General features: G+C 56.3%; 28 protein-coding genes. 10 read left to right on the top strand and 18 right to left on the bottom strand.

The annotated features are described in order from the left end of the window. Both VGL70_23535 and VGL70_23540 read right to left on the bottom strand, forming a co-directional pair. Positions 1-117 (bottom strand): transposase (locus tag VGL70_23535; GenBank protein ID HEY3306504.1); only part of this gene is annotated, 117 nt, incomplete at its 3' end. A 129-nt stretch (positions 118-246) separates the two neighbouring features. Continuing rightward, on the bottom strand, positions 247-1371 hold the full coding sequence (locus VGL70_23540) for an RHS repeat-associated core domain-containing protein (GenBank protein ID HEY3306505.1): 1125 nt from the start codon (positions 1369-1371) through the stop codon (positions 247-249). On the opposite strand from VGL70_23540, the gene VGL70_23545 reads away from it, so the two are divergent. After that, positions 1326-2033 (top strand): MFS transporter, encoded by a 708-nt coding sequence (locus VGL70_23545; protein HEY3306506.1) that lies wholly within the window; start codon positions 1326-1328, stop codon positions 2031-2033. The genes VGL70_23540 and VGL70_23545 overlap by 46 nt on opposite strands. Before the next feature lie 208 nt (positions 2034-2241). On the opposite strand, the gene radC is transcribed toward VGL70_23545, so the two are convergent. The 3 genes from radC to moaC form a co-directional block, all read right to left on the bottom strand. Beyond that, positions 2242-2934, bottom strand: a complete 693-nt coding sequence (gene radC, locus VGL70_23550; protein HEY3306507.1) for a DNA repair protein RadC — start codon at positions 2932-2934, stop codon at positions 2242-2244. Positions 2935-2964: 30 nt separating this feature from the next. Then, positions 2965-4137, bottom strand: coding sequence for a class I SAM-dependent rRNA methyltransferase (locus tag VGL70_23555; protein HEY3306508.1), 1173 nt, complete (start codon positions 4135-4137; stop codon positions 2965-2967). A gap of 86 nt (positions 4138-4223) precedes the next feature. Beyond that, positions 4224-4703 carry a cyclic pyranopterin monophosphate synthase MoaC gene (gene moaC, locus VGL70_23560; protein ID HEY3306509.1) on the bottom strand — a complete coding sequence of 160 codons (480 nt, stop codon included), beginning with the start codon at positions 4701-4703 and terminating at the stop codon, positions 4224-4226. Positions 4704-4756: 53 nt separating this feature from the next. Here moaC and trxB point away from each other — a divergent pair, with 53 nt between their 5' ends. Together trxB and corA are read left to right on the top strand one after the other, a co-directional pair. Further along, entirely contained in the window at positions 4757-5698 is a 942-nt protein-coding gene (gene trxB, locus VGL70_23565; GenBank protein ID HEY3306510.1) for a thioredoxin-disulfide reductase, read from the top strand. A gap of 81 nt (positions 5699-5779) precedes the next feature. Then, the gene (gene corA / locus VGL70_23570; GenBank protein HEY3306511.1) at positions 5780-6670 is read left to right on the top strand and encodes a magnesium/cobalt transporter CorA; all 891 of its coding nucleotides are present in this window, start codon (positions 5780-5782) and stop codon (positions 6668-6670) included. 18 nt (positions 6671-6688) lie between these two features. Here corA and VGL70_23575 read toward each other — a convergent pair whose 3' ends face one another. Further along, on the bottom strand, positions 6689-8278 hold the full coding sequence (locus VGL70_23575; protein ID HEY3306512.1) for an NAD(P)/FAD-dependent oxidoreductase: 1590 nt from the start codon (positions 8276-8278) through the stop codon (positions 6689-6691). A 59-nt stretch (positions 8279-8337) separates the two neighbouring features. Here VGL70_23575 and VGL70_23580 point away from each other — a divergent pair, with 59 nt between their 5' ends. Next, entirely contained in the window at positions 8338-9525 is a 1188-nt protein-coding gene (locus VGL70_23580) for an aminomethyltransferase family protein (GenBank protein ID HEY3306513.1), read from the top strand. Positions 9526-9851: 326 nt separating this feature from the next. Here VGL70_23580 and VGL70_23585 read toward each other — a convergent pair whose 3' ends face one another. The 3 genes from VGL70_23585 to hisF all read right to left on the bottom strand — a co-directional run bounded on the left by VGL70_23585 (position 9852) and on the right by hisF (position 11862). Further along, positions 9852-10136 (bottom strand): hypothetical protein, encoded by a 285-nt coding sequence (locus tag VGL70_23585; GenBank protein HEY3306514.1) that lies wholly within the window; start codon positions 10134-10136, stop codon positions 9852-9854. Positions 10137-10243: 107 nt separating this feature from the next. Beyond that, positions 10244-11101 (bottom strand): M28 family peptidase, encoded by an 858-nt coding sequence (locus VGL70_23590; GenBank protein ID HEY3306515.1) that lies wholly within the window; start codon positions 11099-11101, stop codon positions 10244-10246. Further along, a complete protein-coding gene (hisF, locus tag VGL70_23595; protein HEY3306516.1) occupies positions 11098-11862 on the bottom strand; it encodes an imidazole glycerol phosphate synthase subunit HisF in 765 nt (254 codons plus the stop codon). The genes VGL70_23590 and hisF overlap by 4 nt, the downstream gene beginning before the upstream one ends. A gap of 77 nt (positions 11863-11939) precedes the next feature. On the opposite strand from hisF, the gene VGL70_23600 reads away from it, so the two are divergent. The 3 genes from VGL70_23600 (at position 11940) to VGL70_23610 (ending at position 14660) form a co-directional block, all read left to right on the top strand. After that, positions 11940-13010: an IS1595 family transposase gene (locus VGL70_23600; protein HEY3306517.1), complete on the top strand. Its 1071-nt coding sequence runs from the start codon at positions 11940-11942 to the stop codon at positions 13008-13010. 143 nt (positions 13011-13153) lie between these two features. Further along, on the top strand, positions 13154-13978 hold the full coding sequence (locus VGL70_23605) for a hypothetical protein (GenBank protein HEY3306518.1): 825 nt from the start codon (positions 13154-13156) through the stop codon (positions 13976-13978). 190 nt (positions 13979-14168) lie between these two features. Continuing rightward, on the top strand, positions 14169-14660 hold the full coding sequence (locus VGL70_23610) for a hypothetical protein (protein ID HEY3306519.1): 492 nt from the start codon (positions 14169-14171) through the stop codon (positions 14658-14660). 126 nt (positions 14661-14786) lie between these two features. Here VGL70_23610 and VGL70_23615 read toward each other — a convergent pair whose 3' ends face one another. Together VGL70_23615 and VGL70_23620 are read right to left on the bottom strand one after the other, a co-directional pair. Then, positions 14787-15956 (bottom strand): sensor histidine kinase, encoded by a 1170-nt coding sequence (locus VGL70_23615; protein HEY3306520.1) that lies wholly within the window; start codon positions 15954-15956, stop codon positions 14787-14789. 40 nt (positions 15957-15996) lie between these two features. Next, positions 15997-16704, bottom strand: coding sequence for a response regulator transcription factor (locus VGL70_23620; protein ID HEY3306521.1), 708 nt, complete (start codon positions 16702-16704; stop codon positions 15997-15999). Positions 16705-16953: 249 nt separating this feature from the next. Here VGL70_23620 and VGL70_23625 point away from each other — a divergent pair, with 249 nt between their 5' ends. Continuing rightward, positions 16954-17328: a hypothetical protein gene (locus tag VGL70_23625; protein ID HEY3306522.1), complete on the top strand. Its 375-nt coding sequence runs from the start codon at positions 16954-16956 to the stop codon at positions 17326-17328. Positions 17329-17470: 142 nt separating this feature from the next. Here VGL70_23625 and VGL70_23630 read toward each other — a convergent pair whose 3' ends face one another. Then, a complete protein-coding gene (locus VGL70_23630; GenBank protein ID HEY3306523.1) occupies positions 17471-18856 on the bottom strand; it encodes a glycerate kinase in 1386 nt (461 codons plus the stop codon). A gap of 20 nt (positions 18857-18876) precedes the next feature. Between VGL70_23630 and VGL70_23635 the strand changes: the two genes are divergently transcribed. After that, positions 18877-19407: a YIP1 family protein gene (locus tag VGL70_23635; GenBank protein ID HEY3306524.1), complete on the top strand. Its 531-nt coding sequence runs from the start codon at positions 18877-18879 to the stop codon at positions 19405-19407. Positions 19408-19412: 5 nt separating this feature from the next. On the opposite strand, the gene VGL70_23640 is transcribed toward VGL70_23635, so the two are convergent. The 6 genes from VGL70_23640 to VGL70_23665 are packed head-to-tail and all read right to left on the bottom strand — an operon-like array spanning position 19413 to position 26583. Next, positions 19413-19898, bottom strand: a complete 486-nt coding sequence (locus VGL70_23640; GenBank protein HEY3306525.1) for a TraR/DksA family transcriptional regulator — start codon at positions 19896-19898, stop codon at positions 19413-19415. Then, positions 19891-21243 carry a 30S ribosomal protein S12 methylthiotransferase RimO gene (rimO, locus tag VGL70_23645; GenBank protein ID HEY3306526.1) on the bottom strand — a complete coding sequence of 451 codons (1353 nt, stop codon included), beginning with the start codon at positions 21241-21243 and terminating at the stop codon, positions 19891-19893. The genes VGL70_23640 and rimO overlap by 8 nt, the downstream gene beginning before the upstream one ends. Continuing rightward, entirely contained in the window at positions 21243-21926 is a 684-nt protein-coding gene (locus VGL70_23650) for an outer membrane lipoprotein carrier protein LolA (GenBank protein HEY3306527.1), read from the bottom strand. Before VGL70_23650 ends, rimO begins: the two co-directional genes overlap by 1 nt. Then, a complete protein-coding gene (locus VGL70_23655; protein HEY3306528.1) occupies positions 21904-24141 on the bottom strand; it encodes a DNA translocase FtsK 4TM domain-containing protein in 2238 nt (745 codons plus the stop codon). Before VGL70_23655 ends, VGL70_23650 begins: the two co-directional genes overlap by 23 nt. Before the next feature lie 7 nt (positions 24142-24148). Then, positions 24149-25804, bottom strand: coding sequence for a ribonuclease J (locus tag VGL70_23660; protein HEY3306529.1), 1656 nt, complete (start codon positions 25802-25804; stop codon positions 24149-24151). Between the two features lie 8 nt (positions 25805-25812). Then, positions 25813-26583, bottom strand: a complete 771-nt coding sequence (locus VGL70_23665) for a lysophospholipid acyltransferase family protein (GenBank protein ID HEY3306530.1) — start codon at positions 26581-26583, stop codon at positions 25813-25815. A gap of 252 nt (positions 26584-26835) precedes the next feature. Between VGL70_23665 and ssb the strand changes: the two genes are divergently transcribed. Further along, a partial coding sequence (gene ssb / locus VGL70_23670) for a single-stranded DNA-binding protein (protein HEY3306531.1) occupies positions 26836-26939 on the top strand: 104 nt, incomplete at its 3' end.

Below are 26939 nucleotides of genomic sequence, written 5' to 3' on the forward strand. Positions count from 1 at the left end.
CCGAGAAACAAAGTTTTTTCGGTCCTGATCGTCGTCAACGATTCTTCTCTTTTCGATTCCCCTGATGATGACGTGATGCAAGGTGCCTGGTGCATCCAATCTCGCTTGCCTGGGCATGCCTCGCCTCCTCCCAAATACAGGGCCGCTACTTATCTCTGCAAGTCAACTTAGTCAAGAACGTCCCCTAGATTCACTAGATTCACAGAAAATGCGGAGGCGAAATGTAGGGGAAAAGATAAAAAGGGCTCAGCCAGTCTCTTTTTTCTTACCCCTAGCCGACCGTTCCTTTTCTTCGCGCCGCAACCCTCTTAGCTCCTGGCGCAACTCGAATAGAGAGCGCCTTTTATAAGATCGCACGTACTCCGGGAAAAAGCGGACTAGCGAAACAATACCAAGCAGCAACAAGCAAGCATCGATGGCTAGTGTCGTTTGGACAGAAAAATTCTGTATCAGGAGCAGGTTAATTATTACAAGCAACAGGAATAGAACCACAGAACGCAATGCTCTGTTGAGGGGCTTATGTTGTTCGCCGGGCAACTGAGCCATCTTCCTCAGTCGTGCAAAACTCTGATAACATGCAAGCAGACCTAAGCCAACAACCAACGACAATAAAAAGATTTGAATCGTCCTCTTTGAAAAATACTCCTCTAGGTAGGACTGTAGGTGAAGGAATGCATAATTGAAACCGACGAAGAAGATAAGCAATACACCTAAAACGGTGATGGCTAATTTTAGGTTCCTACTGGGTGTATCCTTGACCATTGTCTCACGCGTTAATGACCACACTGGTCGTTCGTTCAAGCATTCCGCAGCACATTGAGCCGCGATAGCCGCATAAATCGCTGTCAAGACCCCTGAACCGGCACCAAGAACTGTTCTTGCTGCACTACCAGCAAGCGCAGCATTTACAGGGCTAAGGAACGTCCTAAAAATATTTGTACCTATCGTGTAGCCTCCGCCTATCCGCGTTGTCGTTAAAAGATAGCCACCGAGTGTCCCAGCGAGATTACCGAGTATCAAATTAAGCGGATCATAATCACTTAAACAATTTAGAAAACAGTCGAAAAATGATTTCGGTCGGCCGCCAGGGCATTCGTCTTTGCACAAGCCTAGCGGATCTGTGAAATTTATCGGATTGTTGCCCACGTAGCCATAGAGGTTGTAATCTCCGCTAGCAAATCCAATCGGATCTTCGCTGGTAAAGCGTTGCAAAGTCGGATGGTAGTAGCGGTTACGGTAATAGAAAAGTCCAGTTCCATCATTTTCTCTTCGAGTATATTGGAAGGGATCTCGGCGAAGTCGTCGCGCCGCTGGCGATCGGCGCGTTGCTGACGTACTCGGACTGGCAAACGACGCTTCAAGTCTGGGCACTGCCGGGAATCGTCGTGGGACTTTCCTACGCTTTATTTTGCCCCGAGGCCGAACGCCCGACGCATCGCGAAAAGCGGCTCCAAAAGCTCGTCTGGCAGGACATCGTAAGGAACCGCAACGTCCTGGTCATGTTTTTCGTCTCGGTCTTCCGGACGCTGGGCCAGAGCGGCCTCATGGTTTTTCTGCCGCTCTACCTGACGCTCCAACTGAAGCTCTCGGTCGGCGTCATGGGATTTTATATCTCGACGCTTTTTTTCTTCGCCGGCGTCTCGCCGACCTTTTCCGGCTGGCTCTCGGACCGCATCGGCCGGGTGCGGCTGATCGTCATCGGCTCGGCGCTCGCCGCCTTTGCGGTCATGTCGCTGCCGCATCTGTCTCCGGGAATTCCTCTGGGGATCGGCTGCGCGCTAGTCGGAGGGCTGCTCTGGGCTTTGCGGCCGGTGATTTTCGCCGCCGCGATGGAGCTGGCGCCGCCGGAGCTGTCCGGCACGACGGTGGGATTTCTCTACAGCGGCAACATGGGGTTTTCGTTTTTGGCGCCGCTCTCGGCCGGGCTCATCGCCGACGCTTACGGCCTGCCCGCCGCCGTCACGTTCATCGGAATCTTCCCGCTGCTCGCGAGTCTTGTGCCGCTGGGGTTCCTACGAGGACAAGCAGGTTAGACATCCATACCACGACGCTGGGTCGTACCTTCGGGCCTTCAACTCCGTCTCCGTGTCGGAACGCGTTTTTATAGATTTGGACGGGATGCTCAAAAAGCTCTCAGAGGCGAGGCACGCGATGGTCCGCAAGCGAGGCGTACTATCTTCAGTACGTCGAGCGAAGCGGAGCGAGCGTAACGAAGCATATGAGGCTTTGTGAGCATCCCGCCTAGAGCATTCCGCGGTCGCTGAAGGAGTAGTAGCGGTCATGGCCGATCACGACGTGGTCCAAAACCCGGATGCCCATGACTTCGCCCACCTGCTTCAACCGCCGCGTGATGTCGATGTCTTCCGGGCTAGGCGCCGGATCGCCGCTCGGATGATTGTGGACGAAGATGACAGCGGCGGCGGATTCGCGGATGACCGGATTATAAACTTCGCGCGGATGGACGAGCGAAGCGGTGAGCGAGCCCTCGGAGATTTTCACTTCGCGGATTTTTCGGTTCTTGTTGTTCAGAAGGACGACGTAGAAAATCTCGCGCTTCTCTTTATCCAGCCGCTCGGCGAAGTGGCGGTAAACGTCTTCAGACGAGCGGAGCGCACGTCCCGCTTCCCACTTCTCCCGTCCCAATCGCCGGCCGATCTCCAGCCCGGCTTTTAACTGCGCGCTTTTAGCCGGGCCGATTCCTTTGATCGAGCCGAGGTCGGTGATCGGGGCATTGTCGATGCCTTTGATGCCGCCGAACTGCGTCAGCAGAAGGCGCGCGTGATCGAGCGCGCTCTCGCCGGTGCTGGCGTTACCAGTGCGGAGAAGGATCGCGAGAAGCTCCGCGTCGGTCAGCGCCTCGGCGCCGCGGTCGAGGAGTTTTTCTCTCGGGCGGTCCTCCTCCGGCCATTCCTTGATCGGATATTTGCCGGCCATGATCGACGCCATTTATCATGTCCGGCTGATTTACTCCAGCACTTTCAAAAGGAGTCCCTTGAGGTATTCGCCTTCGGGATGGCGGAGGCTGACGGGGTGGTCCGGCGCGTGGCCGACCCGCTTCACCACTTGAACTCTCCGGCCGGCGTCAACGGCGGCGCCGAAAACGATTTTCTGAAATAGATCGATGGAAACGTGCTGCGAGCAGCAGAAAGTAAGGAGCAGCCCGCCGGGCTCCAGCAGCCGGAGAGCGTGAAGATTTAAGAATTTATATCCGCCCGCCGCGGCCTCCACGTCGCCGCGCCTGGGCGCGAGCGAGGGCGGATCGAGCACGATGATGTCGAAAGTTTCCGTCGAGTTCTTGAGATAGGAGAACGCGTCGGCGCGGAGGAGATCGCCTTCGCCGACGGCGAAGCCGTTGAGCGCGAAATTTTGTCTCGCCAACTCCAGCGCCGGCTTGGACGACTCGACGGAGATCGCCCGCTTCGCTCCGGCCTTCAGCGCATACGCCGCGAAGCCGCCGGTGTAAGCGAATAAGTTGAGAACCGTCATGTCGCGCGCGAGCGACGAGAGCAGCGCGCGGTTGTCTCTCTGGTCCAAAAAGAACCCCGTCTTCTGTCCCTTTCTTACGTCGACGAGAAAACCGATGCCGTTCTCCTGGATTCGGATCAGCTCCGGCGGCTCCTCGCCGGCGAGAACGCCGACCGAAGGCGGAAGTTCCTCCTCGTCTCTGACGCCGCCTTCGCTCCGGTCGTAGATACCTCGCGGCTCAAGCAAACTCGCGAGCGTCTCCACGACGACGGCTTTGAGAGAGTCGATTCCCGCGGTAAAAAACTGGCAGACAAGAAAATCTCCGTAGCGATCGACGGCCAGGCCGGGGAGGAAGTCGCCTTCACCGTTGACCAGGCGATAGCTGTCGGTGGAAGGGGTGAGCAGGCGTTTTCTCAGCGCGGCGGCATGAGAGAGACGGCGGGAAAAAAAAGAGGCGTCGATCTCTTCCTTCTCCCAGGTGAGGACGCGCACCCTGATCTGGGACTTGGGATTGAAAAGACCGCAGGCCAGCCAGTTCCTCTTGTAATCGAAGACATCGGCGATGCCCGCGCGCTCCGACTCCGCTTCAGTGCTTTCGATCGCGCCGGAAAAAATCCACGGATGGCCCCTCATGACAGGAGCCTCTCTGCCTTTTTTGAGAAATATTTTCATTCAGCGATCAGCCGTCAGCGACTAGCCGTCAGCTAAGAAATCAGGTTCTCGGTGTTGGCTGAGAGCTGAAAGCTGATGGCCGATGGCTATTCTTTGCGGATAAACGCGCCGCTCTTGCCGCCGCTTTTTTTGACCAGGCGGATTTCCCCGAGAGTCATCTCGCGATCGGCCGCTTTGCACATGTCGTAGATCGTGAGGCCGGAAACCGCCGCCGCGGTCATCGCCTCCATCTCCACGCCGGTCTTCCCCGTCACCTTCACGACGGCTTCGATCTCCACCCGGGGAGGATTTTGCTCGGGACTCAAAAAGATCTCAACGGAGGTGATATTCAGCGGATGGCACATCGGGATCAACTCGGAAGTTTTTTTAGCCGCCATGATGCCGGCGACGCGCGCGACGGAAAAAACATCGCCCTTCTCCACTTTCTTCTCCATGATAAGAGCGAGCGTCTCGGCGCGCATGAATATCGCACCGCGGGCGGCGGCGACCCTTTCGGTCGCGTCCTTACCGCTCACGTCCACCATGCGGGCTTTTCCTTCGGCGTCGAGGTGCGAGAGTTTGGCCATGGCTTCTCCGATCTCTTCTTCCGCCTACGAACATTTTATGCTACATAAAATCCGTGGAGAAAAAAAGCCATCACAAAGTAATCATCCTCGGTTCTGGCGCCGCGGGTCTAACCGCCGCGATCTACGCCGCGCGCGGGAACCTCGAGCCGGTCGTCATCGAAGGGTCGCAGCCCGGCGGGCAACTTACGATCACGACCGACGTGGAAAACTATCCAGGCTTTCCCAAGGGAATCATGGGCCCCGAGCTCATGGAGGAGTTCAAGAAACAGGCCGAGCGTTTCGGCGCGAAGATGGTCTTCGGCGACGTCACCGCGGTCGATCTCAAACAGAGGCCGTTTCAGATCACGGCGGGAAAAGACGGTTACACTTGCGACGCCTTGATCGTCGCGACCGGCGCGACGGCGAAGCTCCTCGGCCTGGAGTCGGAAAAGAAACTCATGGGCTACGGGGTCTCGGCCTGCGCCACGTGCGACGGATTCTTTTTCAAGGATAAGGATGTCGTCGTCGTGGGCGGCGGCGACACGGCGATGGAGGAGGCTAATTTTCTCACCAAGTATGCGAATAAAGTCGACGTCGTGCACCGCCGGAACGAGCTTCGAGCCTCCAAAATCATGCAGGACCGGGCGAAGAAAAATTCCAAGATCTCTTTTATCTGGGACTCGGCCGTGGATGACATAACCGGCGACCCCAAGGACGGCGGCGTCACGGGCGTTAAGCTCAAGAACTTAAAGACCGGCGCGGTCGTTCATCATGCGGTCGACGGCGTTTTTATCGCCATAGGTCACGAGCCGAACACGAAGCTCTTCGTCGGCCAGTTGGAGATGGACGATCTCGGCTATCTGATCACGCATAACGGGACGGCGACAAAAGTTCCCGGAGTTTTTGCCTGCGGCGACGTGCAGGACCGCGTCTACCGCCAGGCTGTAACGGCCGCCGGCACGGGCTGCATGGCCGCCATCGACGCCGAGCGATTTCTGGAAAGCCGGGAACATTAGTCCACCCTTGTGCTTACCGTACAGTACTCCCGGTCAGGAGCGCGTCCTGAAAATACCTCTCTAGAGGCGGTACCCGCTCTATTGAGGCACGACGACGTCACGCTCTTGTTCGACCTCGACTCTCCCACGCAGGGAGAGCTGGACTTCCTGGAGAAAGAGCTTCGGATTCATCATCTGACTCTGGAAGATATCGTAAAGCAGAACCAGCGCCCCAAGATCGAAGCCTTCGAAGGTTACGTCTATCTTGCCATCCATCCGCTCGTCCGAAAAAATGATCTCGAGATCGAACCCGCCGAGGCGGATCTCCTCTTGGGACGCACCTGGTTTGCGATGGTTCGCTACGGGCAGATACCCGGCGTGACGGATAACCCTCAGTTCGCCGAGCGTCTGAACGTAGCTCTCTGCCGCGGGCCCGACTTTCTCCTCTACACCGTAGTGGACTTGATCGTGGACAGCTACTTTCCGCTGCTCGATCAGGTCGAGGAGGAAATCGACCGCTTGGAAGACCAACTCGTCAAGGAGTCGACCATCGACGAGATGGACAGTCTCCTCACCTTGAAGCGGTCGCTGGTGCATATCCGCCGAGCCGTCGTTCCTCAGCGAGAAGTCTTCAACCAGTTGACGCGCCACGATTTTCCGTTCATTCGTCCCGAATGCGCGGTGTATTTCAGGGACGTCTACGATCACCTGCTCCGCATCACCGACGAGCTCGACAGCTTGCGCGATATTCTGTCGGGCGCGCTGGAGGTCCATCTTGCCGCCGTCTCGAACCAGTTGAACGTCACCATGAAGCGGCTGACGGCGTGGGGCACCATCTTTGTCGTCATTACGGCGATTGCCGGCGTCTACGGCATGAATTTCGAGTACATGCCGGAACTCAAGTGGCGGTATGGATATGTTTTTGCCTTATTACTCATGGTGGCGATCTCAGGCGGGCTCTACATCTACTTCAAGAAAAAGGATTATCTCTAAACGTCTCGTAGCCGCACGCTACTTCAGTTTTTTCCAATCCTTGAGGATCTCCAGAGCCGCCAATCTTCCCGAAGCGCCCATGACGCCGCCGCCGGGATGCGTGCCGGCGCCGCAGAGGTAGAGATTTTTTATCGGCGTGCGGTACTGCGCCCAGCCGCGGACCGGGCGCATGAAGAAGAGCTGATCGAGGGAGAGCTCGCCGTGAAAGATGTTTCCTTCAGTCAAGCCGAATTCCTGCTCCAAATCCCACGGCGTCAACACCTGGCGGTGGAGAATGATATTTTTTATATTGAGCGCGTACTCGCTCAGCGTGTCGATGACGGTATCGCCGAATTCTTCCCGCCGGTCCGGCCAAGTCCCTTCTTTTAGATGATACGGCGCGTACTGCACAAAGATCGACATGACGTGTTTTCCCGGCGGCGCTATCGTCGGATCGATCGTCGAAGGGATGACGATGTCCATGTAGGGACGCCGGGAGAAGCCGCCGTACTTGGCGTCGTCGTAGGCTCGCTCCAGATAATCGATCGACGGGCTGATCGAGACGGCGCCGCGAAGGTGCGGGCCGTCTCCCGGAAGCGCGGTAAAATTCGGCAGCGCATCTAATGCGAGATTCACCTTGCCGGAGGAGCCGCGCATTCTGATTTGCCCGACGCGCCGGACAAAATCCGGATCGAGCGCGGATGGCTCCACCAACTTCAAAAACGTTCGCTTGGGATCTACCGCAGACGTGACGACGCGGCCCTGAATCTCCTCGCCGTTCTCCAGCGCGACTCCCGACGCCCGTTCATTCTTGACGAGGACGCGGGCGACCGCAGCATTCGTGCGAATCTCCGCGCCGTGATTTTCCGCGGCTCGTGCCAGTGCGCCGCTCACGCTGCCCATGCCGCCGCGCGGCCATCCCCACGAGCGAAAAACGGCGTCGATCTCGCCCATATAATGATGCAGCAGCACGTAGGCGGTGCCGGGAGAGCGCGGGCCGAGGAAGGTGCCGATGATCCCGCTCGCCGACATGGTGGCCTTCAGCGCCTCGGTCTCGAACCATTCGTCGAGATAGTCGGCCGAGCTCATCGACATGAGCTTCGTAAGCTCGTAGGGCAAATCCGCGCCGAGCTTGCGAAAGTGGCGGTACATCCCGAGAAGCTTCAGTAGCTCACGGGGATTCAAGGAATTAGGATCGGGCGGCACCATGGAGAGCAGAGGCTTTACGGCCATCGCCATCCGGTGCATGAGCTTGCCGAATTGATCGTAAGCCTCCGGGTCGGTGGACGAGTGGCGCATGATTTCGCGGCGGGTCTTGTCGTGATCGCCCCAGCGAGCCAGATAATTGCCGTCCGGGAGCGGCGTGAAGGTCGAGTCGAGCGGGATGACTTCCAGGCCGAATTTCGCCAGATCCAATTCCCGGATCACCTCAGGGCGCAAAAGGCTTACGACGTAAGAGCAGACCGAGTACTTGAAACCGGGGTGAATCTCTTCGGTAACGGCGGCGCCGCCGATCACGTGCCGGCGTTCGAGCACCAAGACGGTCTTGCCCGCTTTCGCAAGATAAGCCGCATGCGTGAGGCCGTTGTGCCCCGCGCCGATGATGATGACGTCGTAACTCTTGGACATGTTGGCCATCCTTGCTTAGGCAATCATAATTTGTAATTTTGTCACCGAAGTCAACGACAATGCCCATCGGAACGCCTTTTCACTCGCGGACCTCTGTATTGTGCGTCAGCCACAACTGGCGCGTCTGGTCCGGTTACCTCGCGGCAAGCTCGTACGAAGTCCTCCACGATCACGAGTATCACGCCATCAGAAATTCCGCGGCGCTGATCGATATATCTCCGCTCTATAAATACGACGTGAGCGGCAATGACGCGCTCAAGCTCGTCGATCGCGTCGCGACCAGGAGCGCGCAGAAATGCGCGCTCCATCAGGCGATGTACACCTGCCTCTGCGATGAAGAAGGGAAAGTCATTCAAGACGGCACGGTGTTCCGCTTGGAAGAGAGCCGCTTTCGCTTTCACCTGGCCGAGCCGAGTCTCCGCTGGCTCCGGATGAACGCCGCCGGCATGGACGTAAATATTGAGGACGTTTCCGAGCAGATTGCGGCGGTGGCGCTTCAGGGGCCCACTTCGCGCGAGATATTGAGACGCGCGTCGAACGGCGGCGTCGAGCGGCTTAAATTTTTTCGTTTTGCGTTCGCCGAGGTGGGAGGAATTCAAACCATGATCTCGCGCACGGGCTACACCGGCGATCTGGGCTACGAGATCTGGGTTCCGGCGGCTCGGGCGGAGGAGCTTTGGGATCTTCTGATGGAAACCGGCAAAGCGCATGGAATCACGCCGGCAGGGATGCTGGCGCTGGATATGGCGCGTCTGGAGGCCGGTTTCATACTGCTGGAAGTGGATTATACGAGCGCGGAAAAGGCGTTGATCCCCGCGCAAAAATATTCTCCGTTCGAGATCGGCTTGGGTTGGACGGTGAGTTTGGACAAAGAGAACTTCGTCGGACGGAAGGCGCTGCTGGAAGAGAAACGGGGCGGCCCCTCCAGGCAACTCGTCGGGCTGGAAGTTGATTGGAACGACTACGAGAGACTTTATCAAAAAGCCGGTCTAGCGGCCCATCTGCCGGCCAGTGCATGGAGGGGGGGTGTCCCGGTCTATCGCGACGGGAGGCAGGTCGGGCAGGCGACGACCGGCGGCTGGTCGCCGACGATAAAGAAATACATCGCGTTGGCGACCGTGCAAAGCAAGTTCTCCCGGCCCGGAACGGATCTCTTCATGGAAACGACGGTGGAGTATGCGAGAGAGACGGTGCGCGCTCGCGTCGTGAAGCTTCCTTTCTTCGACCCGCCGCGCAAAAGGAACTAGGGAGCCTATGAAATTTTGAAGTACACACGCAAGTGTGACGTTGAACGATGCCGATCCTTTAGACTCTCATTGTACTTGCGGCAAAGTTCATGTCCTTTGCGCCGTATGTACCCTGGACGCGCTCTTCCTTTTTCGGATTTCACCACGATCGACCGACCACATTCGCAAATACGAGATGAAAACATAAAAATCAGTTCCAGGTCCTTTTAGTAAGACAACCTTCCCTCCCTCAATTTCCCTATCTTTGCACGCTAAGTCTGAAAAAAAGGCACCGAATTCGGTGCCTTTTTTTCAGAGCTTATCATCCGGCGCTAAAACATTATGAATTACTTTGTCACCTTAATTGTCTTGGCCTGGCCGCCATCATGATCCACGGTGACGTTTTGCCCTGCTTTCAAGTCACCGCGGCCTCCGACGCCCTCGATCTTAGTGCGGCTGCCGCTGATCGAAACCTTCACTTCCTTGCCGCCGGGTCCCGCGACGGTGATTTCTCGGCCGTCATCACCGACCTTCGTAATTTTTCCCTTTAGTTCCTCAGCAAGGACGGAACCCGCAAGAGAAAGGCTAACGATAATGGCTGCTGCCCAAATGCTCATCGATCGACGCAACATTTAATTCACCCCCCTCCTAATTGGAATTTGGTACGACTATGGTCTTAGATATTATGCAGCTCAGCAATTGTCAAGACCTTAGTCGTAGGTTAGGCTTGGTATCGACTTCACAGACTCAGCACGCCGTTCACCACGCCCTGGCAGACCTTGGCCATGAATTCCAGATCGAGCGTGTCGATCGTGTCGGATGACGTGTGATAGTGCGGATTGCGCATGAAGGCGGTGTCCGTAAGGAGCAGCGCCGGATAGCCGAGATCCCAAAAAGGAGCGTGGTCGCTGAGACGCACCTGAGGCACGAGGAAACCGCTGCCCAGAACCGTTAGCGTCTCGACCGGCAGTCCGGCGATCTGCCGCATCGCGCCGGCGAAGCTCTTCAGCAGTGAAGCGGACCGCCAGTTACCAATGATGCCGATGAAGTCGCCGCGCTCAGGATAAAACCAGCCGAGGCCCGCCGGATATTTTTGGCTGCCGGGCCGTGAGTCGGTGTATCCCAGCATTTCGAGCGAGACCATGGCCGCCACTCTTAGCCCGTGAGATTTGAGCCTCTTGGCGAAATGCGTGCTGCCGATCATGTTGAGCTCTTCCAGGTTGAAAGCGCAATAGACGACGGGATTGCGGAGCTTTTGCCCCGAGAGAACGCGCGCCGCTTCCAACAGGACGGCGACACCGCTGGCGTTATCGTCCGCTCCCGGCGAGCCCGGCACGGAATCGAAATGGGCGCCGAGGATGACGAGCGGCGCGCCGGGCGCGCTCCCAGCGCGCGCGATGATGTTGCGGTAAGGCTTTGCGGAATAGATAAAACGGTCGCTTTCGACGTCCAGGCCGAGGTTCTTAAATTCCTTTTCGATGTAATCTTCGACCGCTGCCAGGCGGCGCGGGTTGCTCGAAGGGCTGCGCTCGCCGACGATCTGCTCCAGGCGTTTTTTAAGCGCCGCCGCGCTCGTTCTTGGAATTGCGACGGTCATGCATCGGCCGGCCGGACGGCGATGCCTCGCTCGGCGAGGAAGCGCTTGCATTCGGCGATCGTGTATTCGCGATAGTGAAAAATCGAGGCGGCGAGAGCGGCGCTGGCTTTGCCCAGCGTCAGGCCTTCGTAGATGTGGTCGAGATTGCCGACCCCGCCGGAGGCGATCACCGGGATCCGCACTCTCTCGGAGACGGCGCGGGTGAGATCGAGATCGTATCCGTCCCGAGTGCCGTCGCGGTCCATGCTGGTGAGAAGTATCTCTCCCGCGCCGTAGCCGGCCATCCTTTCCGCCCATTCGCAGGCGTCGATCCCCGTCGGCTTTCTTCCGCCGTGGGTGAAAACCGCCCAGCCGTTGGCGGCGCGCTTGGCGTCGATCGCGACGACGACGCATTGGCTGCCGAAAGTTTCGGCCGCCTCGCGGACGAATTCCGACCGCGCGACGGCGCCGGTATTGATCGAGACCTTGTCCGCGCCGGCGCGCAAAAGGTTGCGAATGTCCTCCAACCGGTTGATGCCGCCACCGACCGTAAGAGGCATAAAAACCTGGTCGGCCGTGCGCGCGACGACGTCGAGAATTATCGCGCGGTTCTCGTGCGACGCGGTAATGTCCAGGAAGCAGAGCTCATCCGCGCCTTCGCGATCATAGATTCGGGCAATCTCCACCGGATCGCCGGCGTCGCGCAGGCCGAGAAATTTGACTCCTTTGACGACGCGGCCTTGATTAACGTCGAGACACGGGATGATTCTCCTGGCGAGCATAAGCTACACTTTAGCCGAGACTTTGTGCTCTCTCAAGGTATGCTAAAGGTGCTCATTCCTTAAAGATGTATCGCCGAATGTCCGAAAATAAAATCGGCGCGAAATGCTGTGGCTTGCGAGGAAACATCTTGCCTCATGCCAACGGACAAAAATTTAGCACTTGTTCGCCGAGGCCAGGGAATATGACTTTTTTTGGCAATTATGTCGGACTTGACACCAACCTCCGGAATTGCTATATTGCGCTTATGAAAACAACAAAACCCTCGATGACGCTGTCTCAGATGATGGTACGCTTCTCGACTGAGGAGAAGTGTAAGACTTTCCTCCGAGACCTGCGCTGGCCTAACGGAGTTCAGTGTCCGCGCTGCAACAGTGAAAAAGTGTACACGCTTAAAGCGCGTCCGTTTCACTGGGTCTGCAAGAATAAAGATTGTGGCGGAAAAAACGGCTATCGTTTCTCCGTCATTACCAGGACGGTTTTCGAGAACACAAATTATCCGCTTCGGACTTGGTTCCAAGTCATCTACTTGATGACTCAGAGCAAAAAGGGAATCAGCGCCTTGCAGATTCACCGGCAGATCGGAAGCGGCGATTATAGAACCGCCTGGTATATGTGCCACAGAATCAGAGCGGCAATGCAGGATAAAGATTTCGCCTTGCTCATGGGTGAAGTTGAAGTAGATGAAACTTACATCGGAGGCAAAGACAGCAACCGCCATTGGGATAAAAAGCACCACGCAAAGGGCGGCAGCGATAAGCTCCCTGTTATTGGCGCTATCTCTCGCAAAGGCAACGTTGTTTGCCAGATGATTGAGGAAGCCGATAAGCACACACTTGCGGGCTTCGTTCAGAATACTATCAGCGGGAGCGTGTCTCTCTTGGCTACGGATGAAGCAGCGGGATACGGCGGGCTGCGTAAAGCCGGTTTCGAGCATGATACTGTGAACCATCGAAGACAGGAATATGTGCGCGGCAATGTTCACACTCAAAATATTGATAACTTCTGGAGCTTGCTCAAGCGCGGAGTGATCGGAACATACCACAAGGTGAGCAAGGATTATTTGCCGCTCTATCTTGCGGAATTTCAGTACAGACATAACAATAGGGACAATCCCGACATCTTCACCGATGTCGTAGCAGGATGCTGAGGACGACTCCCTGGCGGCGCTCTCAGCAGAAAGAAAAGGCCAGAAGGATGCAGACTGACAAGGGCGGGCAATACCGCTTGCCCTTTCGTGGGGAACTATGGCAAACAAAGCGAAGCCGGTATCGCTATTCCCGTTGACGTTCGATGAAGCTCTTAAAGCCATTATTCGAGTCGATCCGGAGAAAGTGGGCATTACTAGTAAGCGACATAAGAAAGCTTTTAGAAAAAACGCGCGTAAACCGAAAGCAAAATAAGGCATCCAGTAATTACTCCACTGAACCACCCAATACTCCAAAGCCAGATCATCCCGGATTCGAGACCTCGACCACTTCCCCATCCGCTAAAGATGAAGAGTGGCAAAAGAAACAAGAGCGATTTTGGGAACGGCAAATATGTTGTGCCAAAGTTCTTAACTGGATCACTATTTTTGGAACTGTTGCTGCGTTTGGTGGGCTCTATATTCTTCACGGGACGCTGCAAGTCAGCGAAAGAGCTGCTGACGCCGCTAAAGAGGCCGCCGATGCTGCCGCTGCTTCGACTGCCCCATGGATTGTCGCTGACATCGCAGAGTACCGAGGAGTGGTAAGTAACGAAGCGGTATTCTACGTTGTTCTTAAAAACGTAGGGAGACTTCCCGCACTTGAGGCCTCTGCGGGTTGGGAAATTACCGTTGTCCCCATGGATGAGTTGCCCACATATAAGGCTTGGGCGTGCCCGAAGGCGGGGCCTAGCCCTGCAATTGTTCCAGTGGAGAAACCTTGGAAAATTTACATCTCCAAACCGCTTAACACACTTCAAATGAAGATGCTCGCCAGCAGGACTGGTCGCATATTTCTGCATGGGTGCGCTACGTATCGGGATGTCCTCACCACACGAGACAGAATAACTGAGCTCGCTTTTTTCTACCCCCTCGGAATGTGGGAAGACCAAAGTATGAGCATTGATCCCCGCCACACTCGAATGAAATAAGATTCCTAGAATTACAAATACGCCAGCCTGTCTCAATCTAGATAACAAGTCCCACTCCCAGGTGTCAAGTCTAACATAATTACCCTTTTTTTCCGCTTGACAAGTGGGTGCAGCCTAAAGTATAGGGCTTAAGTCGTAGCTAAATGTAGGACCTAAAGCTTATAACGACTTCAAACGAACGGAGGCTAAAATGAAAAGTCTGCTATCAGTGAGTGGCCTAGTGGTTTTGCTTTATACAATCTTTGCGCTTTCATCTTGCGCGACGCAACAAGAAGAAGCGAAGGCTCCGGCGAAGCCGGCGACGGCCGAAGCCAAAAAGGCTCCGCCCGCAGAGAAGGCCCCAGCTCCGGCAAAAGCGGAAGCAAAGGCTCCGGCCAAAGCGGAGACCAAGGCCGAGGCGAAAGCCGAAACAAAGACCGAAGCGAAGGCCAAGGCTGAAAAGACAAAAGGGGATGTAGGACTGCTGGACACGGAGAAGAACTACTTGATCCTGGTCACCAAGGAAGGCAAGCTGATCACCTTGGACTTCGACCAAAAGACGAAGGCGACGATGCTGGAGTCAAAACCCGCCAAGATGAGTGACGTTGGTCTCGGCTCAGCGGCGGAAGTGGAATATGAAACCAAAGGTGATAAAAAGATCGTGACCAAGATGGAGTTTCGGCCTGTCAAGGGCGGAGATTAATAGCCGGCGTCGGTTCTGAGCGCAGGCACAGGTCCCCTTCGGGACCTGTGCCTGCGCTTTCCGTGGTGCTGACCTCGAAAGGAACTCTTAAAACTCTGCTTTGCAACCGACTCATCTTTCATATTTCTACTGTTGTATCGGTATAGTGAAAGAGATTTTAGTTCCCTTACCCGGGGATGTTTGAATATCGAGTTTGCCGCCTAGCTTAGCAGTTCTTTCTTCCATCGTTCCCAGTCCCAGCCTTCCATTCTCCGTTACTAGAGCAGGCTCAAAACCTATGCCGTCGTCTTCCACAGATCCGGAAATCTCCTCCTCCGTTTCTTTCAATAGCACCACGGCTCGGGAAGCCTGAGAATGGCGTGCAATGTTAATCAAGCCTTCTCTTAGCACATAGTAAATCTCCTGCTCCACCTTAGGGGATAGGTCGAGATCCACAGGTTCAGTTTCCAATATGGCATGGATTCCCAAGCCGTCACGCAAAAAGGTCATCTCTTCTTTTAATCGTTCGGGTAATGTTCCGGGGACGATCGGTGGAATTTCTTTTCCGGACAGAAATTGGCGTATTTCCGCTATTGAATTCGTTGTTATGCCCTCCATGAGCTGGAGCTCGCGGGCCAGTTCATCGGGTGCTGTGGTGAGGTGTTTGCGGCAAGCTTCGAGACGAAAAGATAGGGTAGCGAGCACCTGGAGCAGACGATCGTGGAGCTCGCGGGCGATTCTACGTCTTTCTTCCTTCGCTGCCGCATCGCCGGCAGTCTTATACAAGGCCATCAGCTTTTGATTCTGTTTTTGCTCAAATTCGCTTAAAAACCCGAATATATATGCGAGCACTAACAGGTAGATGCTGCGGATTACGAAGATATCGATAGCGATTGACTGAAGCGAAAGCGGAGAAAAGCGAATGAATCCATAGAATGCGATCCCCATGACTGCCACGCCGAACCCGCCTTTGATACCGTAACGAGAACTAGCCGTGACTACAGGGAAGAAATAATAGACGAAAAACGGAGTTGGAGAAGGGCCGGTGGAAAAAACGATGAGAGAGACCCAGAGCAAATCCAGACCGGTCGTGACCAGAGCCAGTTTGGCGACAGGGACGGCCTCCGTTCTCAGCAGGTAGAGGAGCAGCAGCGAGTAAAGGGAAAAGGAAGCCAGAGAGACTTGGGAAAGGAGCGGAAAGTGCGCGATTCTTTCAGGGTTAAGCTGAACAACCAAGACAGCGGCGACTGAGAAGCCCAATCGGAGCCACGCCAAGGTTTTTTCTTTCTGGAGCAGCCAATGATCTTGCGGATTCATTGTGGTTGCCGATAAGTGCCGCGCCTACGATCGATTGAAATCACCTGCCGGAAGCTTTATTTTTTATAATTCCGCTTGTCGGCCATAGGTCCATGGGGCGGTTCATGATCAGCAGCGCGGCCTTGAAGCGATTGTTGACCTTGAGCTTGTCGAAAATGTTCGTCAGGTGAGTCTTCACAGTTTTTTCGCTGATAAAAATTTTCTTGCCGATCTCCTCATTGGTCAAGCCCTCGGCGACGAGATGAAGAATTTCCAGCTCTCGTTTCGTCAACGTGTTGATAGACTTAGGAGCTTGTACGCTGACGGCGGCTCCATGTTGGGCTTGAGCGATCTCCTCGAATGCTTCCGCCGATGGCGTCTCCTTGTCGATCCAAAGACCCCCGCCGTGCGCGGTTTTGATTGCCTGCAATAACGTGGATGAGGAAACCCCTTTCATGACGTATCCTTTAGCTCCACCTTTAGCCGCATTGAGAATATTCTCGTCTTCTGAATAGGCGGTGAGGATGATTACTTTTGTGGAAGGATTTCTTTCGTTCACATCCAGTAGCGTTTGGACCACGTCGCCCTTGGGCATTTTGAGGTCCAGGAGCAAAACATCAGGTTTCGTGCGTTCCACCACTTTCGCGATCTCGTCGCCGCGAGAGGCCTCTCCCACGACGAGCACATCTCTTTCCAACGATAGAATCCGCCTGAGCCCTTCCCGGAAAAGCGCGTGGTCGTCCGCTAACACGACTTTGATAGGTCCCATTTTCTAAGCCTCGAAACCGACCGTAAAATACCTGATTTTCTAGCTCAAGCCAAGTTTCCGGACTATTGCACAATTTACGACGAACAGCTACGACTCAAGTCCTACATTGATTTCAAAAGCGCTAGGTACGCGTAGAAAAATCCTACCTAAAGAGTATTGCGAAAGTGGTCCCCTGTCGATTAGCTTCTACGCACAGTAATTTAATCTTCATCCATGATTTGATCATATTATAAGGAGGATCGTCGATCCATGAGAAGCAATTGGCTGTTGTTGATAATTTCATCCATTTCATTGTCTCTGGTTCTTGGCGCGCCGGCATCGGGCCAAGAAAAGAAGGAAGAAAAGAAAGAAGAAAAAAAGGAAGAGAAGGCAAAGGCCGAGAAGGCGAAGGGCGATGTGGGGCTGCTCGATAGCGAGAAGAACTATATGATTCTCGTCACCAAGGAAGGCAAGCTGATCACGCTGGACTTCGATCAAAAAACTAAGGTGACGATGCTGGAGGAGAAGCCCGTTAAGATGAACGAAGTTGGGCTGGGCTCTGCGGCGGATGTCGAGTTTGTTCCTCAGGGTGAGAAAAAAGTCGTCACCAAGATGGAGTTTAGACCCGCCAAGGGCGGCGATTAATTATCCTACTGTCTCGACCAAAGCTGGGCAGGTTCGGTTCTGAGCCGAACCTGCCCAGCTTTCACTCTGGTTCAATAGTTCCAATCTTCCAGGTATAATCGGTGCCGGTCGCTAATAGCCGTAGAGCACTGCGGCAGGCGTCTCAGCACAGAAGCGCAATAACAAAATCCAGAACGTTCGTTCCCGTTGGGCCAGGGCAAAAAAGGTCGCCCAGGGGTTCGAAGAAATGATACGAATCGTTTTCGCGGAGCGCGCGATATGGATTGAGCCCAAGCTTTCGCGCGCGCGCGAAAGTCTCGCCGTCAACAAACGCTCCCGCGGCGTCCGTAGGCCCGTCGCTCCCGTCACTGGCGGCGCTCAGCAGAGAGATTCCACGGCATCCGCTAAGCTCCAGCGCGCTCGCGAGCGCGAATTCCTGGTTTCTTCCACCCAATCCCTTTCCTTTTACCTTGACGGTTGTCTCGCCCCCCAGTAAAAAACAGAGGGGCCGTCGCCCCGAGTTTTTTTTCCTCAACATCGATTTCAATTTCCGGCAGATCTCCCGCGCCTTGCTTTGAGCGTCCCCGCTCAGCTCGGCGGTGAGGATCTTCGCCGAAAAGCCAAGAGACTCCGCTTTCTTCTTTGCCGCCAAGAGGGAATCTTGGTTGTTCGCGATCACGATATAGGGGCTTCGGCTCGAAAGTAAACTTCCGGGTTTCAACGTCTCTGGGGTCTCGCCGCGAATCCCACGCAGCAGATGATTTTTAACCGCGCGGGGAATTTTGTTCGTGAGGCTGTGTATTTCCAGGATCCCCCACGCCTTATTGAATGTCGTAGTGTCGTGAAAACTGGGCGCGGAGCCGATTGCAGCCGGATCGTCGCCGATCACATCGGATACCGCGAGCGTGAGGACCCTGGCCGGATAGGCGGCGCGGAGGAGCCCGCCCGCCTTGACTGCGGAAATATGTTTTCGGACGCAGTTCATCTCCCGAATGTTCATGCCGCTTTTCAAAAGTAGGGCGGTGGCCGCCCGCTTGTCCTTCAGCGTGATGCCACTAGCGGGTTGTACAAGAAGCGACGAGGCGCCTCCCATGAGAAAGACGACGACGCAGTCGTTGCAGTCTGCGCGGCCGAGCATCTCGAGGCAGCGTTTGGTTGCGCTCAAACCTCTATGATCAGGCAGCGGATGTCCGGCGGCCAAGATGGCGATGCGTTTGAATCTCTCCCGGCCAATCCGGTCTCTGACGATAAAGATTCCTTGCTCCAGTCTGTCGCCGAGCAGCCTCTGCCAAAACCGCGCCGACTTGTCGGCGCCTTTTCCGACGCCCACTACGTAAACTTTGCCGGTCAGCGGAAAGCGGGATCGGCTGCGCGCGGTCTCGATCACGAGGGCATTGCCGGAAATCTCGACTCGTTTTTTTAGCAGGACGGAAGGCTTGGCCGCGCTTACGGCCGCCTCGTAGATTGTTTGAAGGAACTGCCGGTCACGCCGCTGCCCTAAATTCCATGGACCTTGCTTCCCTGGGCGCGTTTCCTTTATATTGGCCATGCCCGATTTCCCGGGAGATTATGAGCGACAACGAGTTCCTTCCTCAAGAAGGCCCCAAAGGGTTTATCAACGTCTGGAAAAGAATCATCATGGACCCTCAGGACTTCTATCGGGAGATGCCGTCAACGGGCGGGTTCGACAAGCCGCTCATATTTTTAGGCATTTGCGCGGCGATTTATCTCGTCTTGCGAATCCTCGTGGCGGAAACCATGATCCTGGCGATGGTTTCTTTTTTCCTCGTCGTGCTCGCCTACGTTCTCGGGCCGGGCATTCTGATGCTCGTCGCCCAGACGTTGTTCCAGGGGGAAGGCGACTATGAAGGGACGGTCAGGGTTTGCGCTTACGCCGGCGCTTGTCTGGTGCTGGCATGGATACCGTACCTGGGAGTTCTCGCCTTCGTCTACGCCTGCTATCTTATTTTTCTCGGAACGGGAAAGGTCCACAACCTGGATCCGACCCGGTCGACTTTGACGGTCCTGGTTTCGGTCCCGGTAACGTGGCTCGTGCTGATGTTCGTCTTGGGAAAAAGAGTTCTGCAGTATATCTTCTGAACCGGCTAGAAAACATCCTCTTCGGTATCCGTGATCGCGAGCTTGCGATAGCTTCTCTCGTCTTCGAACTTTCTCTGCATCTTGCTCTCGCGTTCCGTTTCTTCCTGGCAGCGCACGCACAGCCGGGTGAAAGGTAGGACTTGCAGCCGTCCCAGGCGGATTTCGCCCTCGCAGTTCTCGCAGCCGCACTCGCAAATGCCGTAGGACTTATCTTTGATCCGCTGGAGCGCCTCGTCGATGGCGAGGGTTTTCTCCCGTTCACGATCGGTCAGGATGAAATTGATCTCGCGGTCGCGTTCGTCGCTCGCGAGATCGTAAGTGTCCCGCCCCTCGTCCTTGCTCCCCTCGGTCTCCGTCTTGACGCGGTCCTGGATTTCCCGGAGAAGCTGCTTCTTCATGTCCAGGAGCGTCTCTTCGGCTTTTTTGAGAAACTCTTTCCTGAGTTTCTTGTCCTGGGCCGCATTGGGTTTGGTTTTAGCTAGTCTAGCCATGTGTGATCTCGCCGATTAAGTCGTAATCCAGAGCCTGGGTTATCTTTACGTCTACAAAGTCCCCGGGACGAGTTTCTCTTGGTCCATCCGCCTGCCGGCGCTCGATATAGACAACCCCATCGACTTCAGGCGCGTGGGCCTGCGTGCGCCCCACGAGCCTTCCGTCCCTACCGTCAAGGCTGTCAATCATAACGCGCGAAGCGGTGCTGATCAAGGCCTCATTCTTTTTTCTTGAAATTTCCGCTTGAAGCTCCATCAGCTCCTGCCAGCGCTGTTCCTTTACGTCTTCTGGAACCTGCCGGTCCATCCGGGCCGCGGCGGTCCCTTCTTCGATCGAATATTTGAAAATACCGAGACGGTCGAACTCAGCCTCTTCGACGAAATCGAGCAGCTCGCGGAAATCGTCGTCGGTCTCTCCCGGAAAGCCGACGATAAGCGACGTCCGGAGCGTGATCTTCGGAATAGCGTCGCGGAGTTTCGCGATCGCCTCGCGCACGGCGCTGCCGCTCTTGCCGCGGCGCATTCGGGTCAGGATGCGGCGGGTAACGTGCTGGAAGGGGATGTCCACATATTTGCAAATCTTCTCGCTCTCGCGGATCAAGTCGAGCAGGCCGTCGTCGAGATAATTGGGATAGGCGTAGAGGAGGCGTATCCATTCGACGCCGCCGCCGATGGAGTCGAGCTCCCGGAGCAAGCCGTAGAGCGTCGTGCCGTCGTGGCGGTCGCGGCCGTAGGCGGTCAGGTCCTGAGCGATGAGATTGATTTCTTTGACTCCATCCCGCCCGAGAGCTATCGCTTCATTCACGATCGAATCGATCGGACGGCTGCGATGGGGCCCGCGAAGCTCGGGGATGATGCAAAACGCGCACTTGTGATCGCAGCCTTCGGAGGCTTTGACGAAGGCCGTATGCGATGGAGTCGCGCGCAGTCTCGGCGTGGCGTGGTCGTACAGGTAACTCGGAAGGCCGACGTAGAGCCGCTTCTTGTTCGACCGGTGCGACTGCAAGATCTCCGCGATTCTCGGAACCTCTCCGGTGCCGATGAAAAGATCCACCTCCGGGAGTTCCCTCGCCAGATCGTCGGCGTACCTTTGCGGCAGGCAGCCGGCGACGACCAGCGTCTTTAGGCTGCCCGTTTCCTTCAAACGTGCGACTTCCAGAATGGCGTCGATCGATTCCTCTTTGGCGGCGTCGATGAAGCTGCACGTGTTGACCAAAACGATGTCCGCCTGCCCGGCCTCCGGAACGACCTCGTACTCGGCCTGGCGCAGCACGCCGGCCATGACCTCCGTATCGACGAGATTCCGGGCGCAGCCCAGGCTGACGATGTTGACTTTCTCCGCCACTATCTTGCCCCCATATCGACGACGTCGACGCCCTTCGGAACTTGAAGCTTGAAGACCGCGTCGTTGAGTCCCACGCCCCGGCGCATGTTGGAAAAGCGGACCGTGGTCAAATTTCCCGCCGGATCGCGGATGCGCGCCCAACCGATCGCAAAAGTCTGGCGGTCGACGCCGAGCACGACCTCGTCCACGCCCTTCGACCCGTCTTTGGGACCGAGCTGCAAAACGTACAGTCCACCCTCCTCGCCTTTGGCGGTCACCTTGAAATCCCGTTTGAGGTTGCCGATGCCGAGCAGGAACGTGAGGGGAACATCCGAGCGGAATGCGCTCTTCAGCGGGCTTTTCAGGACCTGTCCCTGGTCCGGCTGATAAAAGTATATGTTCTGACCGTCGGCGAGAACCCATTGGTCCTTGGGCTCTTCGTAGCGCCAGAGCATCTTTCCCGGACGTTTGAAATAAACCTTCCCCCAGGCCTTCAGAGTGCGGTTGATCGTCTTGAGCTCCGTCTCCTGGCGAAAATCGGCCGTGAAGTCGGCCGCTGAATCGTAGCTCTTTTGCAGCGCATCGACGATCTGGTCTTCGTTTTTGCCTTCTTCCGCGGCGAAGCTGTAAACGGGTGCCGTACACGTCAGAAGCGACATCGCGGCGGCCAGTGCTCTCCGTTTAAGTTTCGATTTTGCGCGCATAGACTTCGCGTGGCTTGGCGCCGTCGGCCGGGCCGACCACTCCATCCCGTTCCATTTGTTCTATCATACGTGCGGCGCGATTATAACCCACGCGGAGCCTGCGTTGAATCATCGAGATCGAGGCCTGCTGCGTCTCGGTCACCAGCTCGACCGCGCTGTCGTACATCTCGTCGTATTCGTCCTCGCCGTCGGCCGACTCGATCTCCTTTTTCGCCTCGAAGACATCGAGCCGGTAATGCGGCTTCGCCTGCTGGGTGATAAAATCCATCACCTTGCGTATCTCGTGGTCTGAAACGTAAGCGCCGTGAACGCGGCTTAAGCGCGCCGTCCCGGGCGGCAGAAAGAGCATGTCGCCGTCGCCGAGGAGGCGCTCCGCGCCGATAGAATCCAAAATCGTGCGCGAATCGACGCGCGAGGTCACCTGGAAAGATATGCGCGCCGGAAAGTTCGCCTTGATGAGGCCGGTGATGACATCCACCGACGGCCGCTGCGTCGCCAAGATCATATGGATGCCGGAGGCCCTGGCTTTTTGCGCCAGCCGGGTGATGTATTCTTCGATGTCACGGCCGACGGTCATCATCAAATCGGCCAACTCATCCACCACGATGACGATGCGGGGGAGCCGCTCGTGCACCAGCGGCGGCGTCTCGCTGAGATCGCCGCCGGCCTCCTCGGGAGGGTTTTCGGCTTCGTTCAGATCGATAACCTTCCGCTTCTCGACCGCGTCCTTCTCCACGAGGCGGTTGTAATGGTCGATGTTCTTTGCCCCTTTATCGCGCATGAGCCGATAGCGCCGGTCCATCTCGTCCATGGCCCAGAAAAGGGCCGCGGCGGCTTTTTTGGCGTCGGTCACGACCGGCACGATCATGTGGGGCAGATTCTCGTAGATCGAGAGCTCGAGCATCTTGGGATCGATCATGATGAACTGGAGGTCCTGCGGAGAAGCTTTGTAGAGCATGCTCAAGATCATGGCGTTGATCGAGACGGACTTTCCTGTCCCCGTCGCGCCCGCCACCAGAAGATGGGGCATGCGCGCCAGGTCGCCGATGAAGGGCGCGCCGGAAATGTCCCTGCCGAGCGCCAAGGTCAACTTGGAGTCGGCATTTTGATAGACCTCGCTCTCGATCACTTGCCGGAAAAAAACCTTTTCCCGCCGGGGATTGGGAATTTCGATGCCGACGACGGATTCGCCGGGGATCGGCGCCAGGATGCGGATGCTCATCGCGCGGAGCGCCATCGAGAGATCGTCGCTGAGCGTGACGATGCGCCGCACCTTTACACCCGGGGCCGGCTTGAACTCGTACATCGTAATGACCGGGCCGGGCTTGACCGCGACGACTTCACCCTCGACGCCGAAATCCGCCAGCTTGTTTTGCAGGATGAGGGAGTTGGCTTCGAGCGTTTCCTTGTCGAGCCTGACGTGCTCGCCGTCGGGCGCGTCCAGCAGCTCGAGCGGCGGCAGCTTGTAGCCCTGGCCGTCGACCATTTCCGGGAAGTCGAGCTGCGTCTCGCGCGCTGGAGTTTTCTTTTTGGCCCGCTTCGGCGGCTCCTCCTTGATGTCTTCTTTCAGAACGATCGGCGGCGGGATGAATTCGCGCTGCTCTTTCTTTTTATTTTCGCCTCGTTCTTTTCGTTCGCGCCAGCTTTTCTTCAGGCGGTCGAGGAACCCCGCGATCCCGCGGTTAAGCGTGCCGAAGAACTTCTGGCCGCGATCGAAGAGATATCGGAGCGATTTTTGACTGACTATCGCCACCGCAACAAGGAGAGTCGGTAGGACGATCACGTACGTCCCGACGCGACTGAAGCGCGCTACCAGAAATTGCGCAGTTAGATAGCCGAACGTTCCGCCAGCTTCGGCACCAGCGTCGACTGTTCGTGTCAGACTCAGAAGTGTAGCTGCGCTCCAGACCAAAAGCAGCCCGCCGATAATCTTGGATCGCCGGAAGCTTTCCAAGGAGTCGCGAAAAAGACCATACCCCAACGTAAAAAGAAAAACCGGCAAGAGATAGGATGCAAGTCCAAGAGCTTGCAGAAGAATGTTTGCAAAGGAGGCCCCCACAGGACCGATCCAGTTATTGAACCATTGGTTTTGCGAGGCCGGGTGCACTGATGGTGGGCTGTAGGAAAGGAGGCTCAGAGCGACGAGCAGGGCGGCGACCAGGATCGTCACCGCCAAAATTTCCCGATTGAGCTTGGATTTTTTCTCTTGCGCCATCGGCCGCTCACGTTTCCATGATAAAGGCCAGCACGACCGGCCGCCGCTCCAGCGCCTTGTAGAAATATTTTCTGAGCGCCTTGCGCACTTCCTCTTGCGCCTCGGCGGGGTCGGTGCGCGCCTCGCGATTGATGCTGCCGAGAGTCTGCAAGACGACTTGCTTGGCGCGCTCCAAAATCTCCTCGCCGCCGTCGGCGCGCATAAAGCCGCGCGAGATCAGGTCCGGACCGGCCACGACTTCGCCGCTTTGCTGATGGATCGCCATCACGGCGAGGACCATGCCGTCTTCCGACAAATGCCGCCGGTCGCGGATCACAACATCCTCCACGTCGCCGACGCCCTTGCCGTCGACGAAGACGCGCCCGACGGAAATTGGCGCCGCTCTTCTCGCGCTGTTCGAGGTCAGCTCCAGGACCTCGCCGTCCTCCATCAGGAAACAGTTTTCCTCCGCTATGCCGACGGCCCGCGCGAGCTGATTATGGCGCACGAGGTGGCGGTATTCGCCGTGGACCGGCACGAAATAGCGCGGGCGCGTCAGATGGAGCATCGTCTTCAGCTCCTCCTGGCTGGCGTGGCCGGAGACGTGAATCTCGGAGACGCTCTCATAATGGACCTCGGCGCCGCGGCGGTAGAGATAATTGATGAGATTGGTGATCGTTCTTTCGTTGCCGGGGATAAATTTGGATGAGAGCAGCACGCTGTCGCCCGGCTCGATCTTGATCGATTTATGGTCGTCCAAAGCGATTCTATGGAGCGCCGAGAGCGGCTCGCCCTGGCTGCCGGTGGTAAGAAAGATAATTTTGTCTCGGGCGAGATTTTGCCAGGACTCGCCTTCGGTCAGGACGCCGGGGGGAAGATGGAGGTAGCCCAGCTCGGATGCGATCAGGGAATTGTTGATCATGCTGCGGCCGCTGAGAATCAGCCGGCGGCCCGTCTGCTCCGAGATGTCGGCCACTTGCTGAAGGCGCGGGATGTTCGATGAGAAAGTGGAGACGAAAACTTTTCCCCGGCTGCGCGCGACGATCTCCTCGATATTCTTCCCGACTTCGCGCTCCGATGGAGTGTAACCCTCGCGCTCAACATTGGTGGAATCGGAAAGGAGCAGCAGCACGCCTTTCTCACCGTAGGCGGCGAATTTTTGAAAATCGAAAAATTCCTCGCCCATCGGCGTATGGTCGATCTTGAAATCGCCGGTGTGGATGACGACTCCGGCCGGAGTCTCGACCGCAAGCGCGAGACAATCCATCAGGCTGTGCGTGACCCGGATGCCTTCGATCTTGAACGATCCAAGCTGCCACGGCCTTCCCGCCGCGATCTCTTTCAAGTCGGTCGTTTCGTCCAGACCGTGCTCTTTGAGCTTGTTTTTCAACAACCCGAGAGTGAGGCGGGTGGCAAAGACCGGCACTTTGATCTGCTTCAGGATAAAGGGCAAAGCCCCGATGTGGTCTTCGTGCGCGTGGGTAAGAACGATGCCGCGCAGAGCTACTTTATTTTCTAAAAGGTAACTTACGTCGGGAATGACCAGATCGATGCCGAAGAGATCAGCACCCGGAAACATGAGTCCGCAGTCGATCGCGATCGCCTCGCCGCCGGATTCCAGAAGCATCATGTTGAGGCCGAATTCCCCCAGACCGCCGAGCGGAATGACTTTGAGCGGGTTCATGGGCATTGTTACCCCAATTCCAAGGAGTCATGCGCCGCCCGGGCCGGCGCATGCTCCGTATTCGTATACGGCCGGACGAGGCCGCGCGAATGCGACTCGATCATATCGCGGACTCGGTTCACCAGAGCGCTGACGTTTTTACCGTCATATCGCCCCACCGGGATCGGCTCATCCACGATCACTTCGATTTCTCCCGCTTTTACCCGCCAGTCTCCCCTCGGCAGAAGGCTCCAACTGCCGTTGATCGTGACCGGCACAATCGGTGTTTTTGTCTGCGCGGCCAGGAGAAAACCTCCTCTTTTGAACGGCAGCACGTGGCCGCCGGAGCTGCGTGTGCCTTCGGGAAAAATGACGACGGAGATCCCGTCGGCAATTTTCTTCTTCGCCTTTCTGAAGCTCGCCATCGCGCTGCCGTGGTCGACCCGATCGACGAGGATATGTCTCGACGCCCAGAGCGCCCACCCGAAGATAGGAACGTAGGCGAGCTGTTTTTTTGCCATCCACCTGAGCTGGAACGGTGGTAGGGCATGCATCAGGACGGGTATGTCGAGGTTGCTCTGGTGGTTTGCGATGAAAACATAGGGCCTGCCCGGGTCCAACCGGTTCAGGCCGCGAACTCTCAGACGAATCCCGCCGGTTTTCAAAATCGTCCAGGTCCAAAGCCGGCCGATCGCGTAAGCAAGTTTCCCGCTCCGATCGAACGGTCCCAAAAAGACGATCAGAAGCGACAATGGCAGAGTGATTAGCCCGATAAGAAGCAACTTGAGGCAGTATATCATTCAGGTCGCCGGAGGCGGTTAATGATTCAAAAAATCATCGGAAATTTGGTTCATTTTAATTCACGAAGGGTGAAAAAGCAACGAAATCTCCGAGCGTGGGCCGGACGAGTTTTTTATTGACTAAAAAATTTGCCGGCGATAAGGTCATTCAAAATAATGTTGAATTATGAATGTTGAACGTTGAATTGGATCCCGGGGTCCGGAATTCAAAACTCATCATTCAAAATTCAAAATTCTTCTTAGGAGTGTCTAATGGTCAACAAAGTCATCCTAGTCGGCAATCTCGGTAAAGACCCGGAGGTGCGCTACACCGCCAACGGCAAGGCCGTCGCCCGGTTTTCCCTCGCCACGAGCGA

The organism is Candidatus Binatia bacterium (assembly GCA_036504975.1).
Taxonomy (GTDB): domain Bacteria; phylum Desulfobacterota; class Binatia; order UBA9968; family UBA9968; genus JAJPJQ01.

Excerpts from the sequence above, each read along its gene's own strand:
- VGL70_23640 (HEY3306525.1), bottom strand. The coding sequence starts at position 19,898 with ATGGCTAGACTAGCTAAAACCAAACCCAATGCGGCCCAGGACAAGAAA.
- VGL70_23630 (HEY3306523.1), bottom strand. The coding sequence starts at position 18,856 with ATGGCCAATATAAAGGAAACGCGCCCAGGGAAGCAAGGTCCATGGAAT.
- hisF (HEY3306516.1), bottom strand. The coding sequence starts at position 11,862 with ATGCTCGCCAGGAGAATCATCCCGTGTCTCGACGTTAATCAAGGCCGC.
- VGL70_23660 (HEY3306529.1), bottom strand. The coding sequence starts at position 25,804 with ATGAACCCGCTCAAAGTCATTCCGCTCGGCGGTCTGGGGGAATTCGGC.
- VGL70_23580 (HEY3306513.1), top strand. The coding sequence starts at position 8,338 with ATGCCCATCGGAACGCCTTTTCACTCGCGGACCTCTGTATTGTGCGTC.
- moaC (HEY3306509.1), bottom strand. The coding sequence starts at position 4,703 with ATGGCCAAACTCTCGCACCTCGACGCCGAAGGAAAAGCCCGCATGGTG.
- VGL70_23585 (HEY3306514.1), bottom strand. The coding sequence starts at position 10,136 with ATGTTGCGTCGATCGATGAGCATTTGGGCAGCAGCCATTATCGTTAGC.
- VGL70_23665 (HEY3306530.1), bottom strand. The coding sequence starts at position 26,583 with ATGATATACTGCCTCAAGTTGCTTCTTATCGGGCTAATCACTCTGCCA.
- VGL70_23610 (HEY3306519.1), top strand. The coding sequence starts at position 14,169 with ATGAAAAGTCTGCTATCAGTGAGTGGCCTAGTGGTTTTGCTTTATACA.
- VGL70_23555 (HEY3306508.1), bottom strand. The coding sequence starts at position 4,137 with ATGAAAATATTTCTCAAAAAAGGCAGAGAGGCTCCTGTCATGAGGGGC.
- VGL70_23590 (HEY3306515.1), bottom strand. The coding sequence starts at position 11,101 with ATGACCGTCGCAATTCCAAGAACGAGCGCGGCGGCGCTTAAAAAACGC.
- VGL70_23625 (HEY3306522.1), top strand. The coding sequence starts at position 16,954 with ATGAGAAGCAATTGGCTGTTGTTGATAATTTCATCCATTTCATTGTCT.
- VGL70_23615 (HEY3306520.1), bottom strand. The coding sequence starts at position 15,956 with ATGAATCCGCAAGATCATTGGCTGCTCCAGAAAGAAAAAACCTTGGCG.
- VGL70_23635 (HEY3306524.1), top strand. The coding sequence starts at position 18,877 with ATGAGCGACAACGAGTTCCTTCCTCAAGAAGGCCCCAAAGGGTTTATC.
- VGL70_23600 (HEY3306517.1), top strand. The coding sequence starts at position 11,940 with ATGTCCGAAAATAAAATCGGCGCGAAATGCTGTGGCTTGCGAGGAAAC.
- VGL70_23575 (HEY3306512.1), bottom strand. The coding sequence starts at position 8,278 with ATGTCCAAGAGTTACGACGTCATCATCATCGGCGCGGGGCACAACGGC.
- VGL70_23620 (HEY3306521.1), bottom strand. The coding sequence starts at position 16,704 with ATGGGACCTATCAAAGTCGTGTTAGCGGACGACCACGCGCTTTTCCGG.
- radC (HEY3306507.1), bottom strand. The coding sequence starts at position 2,934 with ATGGCCGGCAAATATCCGATCAAGGAATGGCCGGAGGAGGACCGCCCG.
- VGL70_23605 (HEY3306518.1), top strand. The coding sequence starts at position 13,154 with ATGAAGCTCTTAAAGCCATTATTCGAGTCGATCCGGAGAAAGTGGGCA.
- VGL70_23650 (HEY3306527.1), bottom strand. The coding sequence starts at position 21,926 with ATGCGCGCAAAATCGAAACTTAAACGGAGAGCACTGGCCGCCGCGATG.
- VGL70_23655 (HEY3306528.1), bottom strand. The coding sequence starts at position 24,141 with ATGGCGCAAGAGAAAAAATCCAAGCTCAATCGGGAAATTTTGGCGGTG.